This window comes from Nonomuraea sp. NPDC049141 (assembly GCF_040648415.1).
Classification (GTDB): Bacteria; Actinomycetota; Actinomycetes; order Streptosporangiales; family Streptosporangiaceae; genus Nonomuraea.
Genome location: NZ_JBEZDR010000193.1, coordinates 1 through 1,660, shown reverse-complemented (window position 1 = coordinate 1,660; position 1,660 = coordinate 1). Strand labels below are relative to the sequence as shown.

At 68.8% G+C, this 1,660-nt stretch carries 1 protein-coding gene; it reads left to right on the top strand.

All coding sequences use genetic code 11. The annotated features are described in order from the left end of the window. Positions 1–39: 39 nt before the first annotated feature. On the top strand, positions 40–1,660 hold a 1,621-nt coding region (mctP, locus tag AB0B91_RS65785; RefSeq protein ID WP_358343174.1), incomplete at its 3' end, for a monocarboxylate uptake permease MctP.

The following is a 1,660-nucleotide window of genomic DNA, read 5'->3' as shown; positions in this document are numbered from 1 at the left end:
GTCGGCCGTGCCGGCCGGTACGGATGCGGGTGGCCGCTGATGTGGCGCGACCACCTCACCGAGATCATCGTCTTCTCGGTGCTCTTCCTGCTGGTCAGCGCGATGGGGTTCGTGGCGGCCCGGTGGCGGGCGCCGAAGGACATGGCCCACCTCGACGAGTGGGGGCTGGGCGGGCGCAACTTCGGCGGCTGGATCACCTGGTTCCTGGTCGGCGGTGACCTCTACACCGCGTACACCTTCGTGGCGGTGCCGGCGCTGATGTTCGGTGCCGGCGCGGCCGGCTTCTTCGCCGTCCCGTACACCATCGTCATCTACCCGCTGGTGTTCCTGGTGCTGTGCCGGCTCTGGTCGGTCTCGCACCGGCACGGCTTCGTCACCCCGGCGGACTTCGTCCGCAAGCGGTTCGACTCGCCGGTGCTGGCGCTGCTCGTGGCGATCACCGGCATCGTGGCGACGATGCCGTACATCGCGCTGCAACTGGTCGGCATCGAGGCGGTGCTCAAGACGATGGGGGTGACCGGCGAGAGCGCCCTGGCCCGGCACCTGCCGATCATCATCGCGTTCGCGATCCTGGCCGCGTACACGTACCAGTCGGGGCTACGCGCGCCGGCGCTGATCGCGTTCGTCAAGGACACGCTGATCTACATCGTGATCCTGGTGGCGGTTCTCTACCTGCCGTACAAGCTCGGCGGCTGGGGCGAGATCTTCGACGCGGCGGACGCGAAGTTCGACGCGTCACCGAACCCCAACGACGGGGTGCTGCTGAACGCCAACAACCAGCTCCAGTACGTCACGCTGGCGTTCGGCTCGGCGCTGGCGCTGTTCCTCTACCCGCACAGCATCACCGGGGTGCTGGCCAGCCGGAACCGCGACGTGATCAAGCGGAACATGTCGGCGCTGCCCGCGTACAGTCTGCTGCTCGGCCTCATCGCGCTGCTCGGCTTCATGGCCATCGCCGCCGGGGTGAAGCCGCTGCCCGGGTCGAAGGAGGGCACCGTGGACAGCAACACGGTGGTGCCGGTCCTGTTCGACCAGCAGTTCCCCGACTGGTTCGCCGGCGTCGCGTACGCGGCCATCGGCATCGGCGCGCTGGTGCCGGCGGCGATCATGTCGATCGCGGCGGCGAACCTGTTCACCCGCAACATCTACAAGGAGTACCTGAAGCGCGACGCCAGTCCCGCGCAGGAGGCGAACGTCTCCAAGATCACTTCGTTGGTGGTGAAGGTCGGCGCGGTCGCCTGCATCGTCTTCCTCGACCCGCAGTTCTCCATCGACCTCCAGCTCATCGGCGGCGTGATCATCCTCCAGACGCTGCCGGCGGTCGCCCTGGGCCTCTACACCCGCTGGTTCCACCGGGGCGCGCTGATCGGCGGCTGGATCGCGGGCATGGGGCTGGGCATGTGGATGCTCTACCAGATCCCGAACGCCGCGACCGGCCGCAGACACTTCGGCGGCTCGGCGTTCCCGCTGGCCGACTTCGGGTTCGACACCCCGAAGACGATCTACGTCGGAATCGTGGCCGTGCTGGTCAACCTCGCGGTCGCGGCGCTGCTCACGGTGGTGCTGCGGGCGGCGAAGGTGCGCGACGGCGGCGACGGCACCACGTCGGACGACTACTTCGCCGACGAGGGCGACCCGCGCGTCGTACCCGGCCCGCGCC